Source organism: Lactobacillus psittaci DSM 15354 (genome assembly GCF_000425905.1).
Taxonomy (GTDB): Bacteria; Bacillota; Bacilli; order Lactobacillales; family Lactobacillaceae; genus Lactobacillus; species Lactobacillus psittaci.
The window spans coordinates 1-1,100 of sequence record NZ_AUEI01000025.1 but is presented as its reverse complement, the minus strand read 5'-3'; the positions used below and the strand labels follow the sequence as shown (position 1 = coordinate 1,100).

Below are 1,100 nucleotides of genomic sequence, written 5' to 3'. Positions count from 1 at the left end.
TAAGTTTTTACCTCTCGCGAGAACAGATACTACTATACAGGCTTTCACTCTTTTCGTCAAACTTGGTACTTTGTTCGATTTATACAATGTTTTTTTCGAACACCTGGTGTCGTTGTCAAATTCTCTCCTTTTTTATTTCTCTTCTTTTATGAACTTTATCTTTTATTACTAAATAATAGTTCCTTTTTTATAGTTTTTCTGCTTCAAATTGACTAAAAAATTTTTTATTTTTTCAAAAAAGTAAAAAAGAGGACATAGTCCCCTCTATTTCAATAAAATTCAACACGACTTAAATTTTAATAGATTGAAGGTTGTTCTATGTCCTCTTATAATGATGTATTAATTTTTCCTCGATATCCAAAACTCTAATATCATTTTATAATTAATGGTATTAATTATAAAATCTTTAAAGCTCTTCTTATTCAGCCTGCTTGTCCTTTTTTGGGTTCTATTAATCTTATTTTCTATTAATCTTATTAATAATGGCCATCTTCAGACTAATATTAGTTTTATTACTCTAATCTCACCAAAAGAAAGATTCTTTCTGCTTTAACTGAGAACCGTTCTATGATTAGTATACTCGTGAGAGTAGCTTATCTGTTAATACTGTTCAACGCGTTTTAGCTTCTTGTTCTCATCGTTTTATTGATAACTATAACTATTTACCTAAGCACTTAGCCTTTGATGAATTTAAAAGCGTTGATAAAAAGCACACTTCATTTACCTTGATAGTTAAAAGCATGAGGTGGTTCAAATCCTCAGAAACAGATACAAGATGTTTTTACTTAAATGCTTTAGTAAATTTTATTCCTAACACTGAAATTATTATTGATTGTTTTCATAATTACAATCGGCACTTCCAAGACTATCTAACTCAAGAACAAGTTGTAATGGAAGGTATTAGTTGTGATCCAAGGCTAGATAATGCGTATAATTTAATGCAAGACTTTATGGCTGCTCTTAAAGCTAGAGATACTAATTCTTTGAAAGAAATAATTAATTCTAATAACATAAAAAAAGTAAACAAAAAAAGACAGGCCGTAGGGTCTGTCTTTCGTTTGCTCCGGTTGCCAGATTCGAACTGACGACATCTTGATTAA

General features: G+C 29.6%; 1 pseudogene. It reads left to right on the top strand.

What is annotated here, in order from left to right:
* Window positions 1–318 precede the first annotated feature (318 nt).
* Window positions 319–1,004, top strand: a pseudogene (locus H628_RS07990) (ISL3 family transposase); the annotation flags it as partial.
* Between the last annotated feature and the right edge of the window lie 96 nt (window positions 1,005–1,100).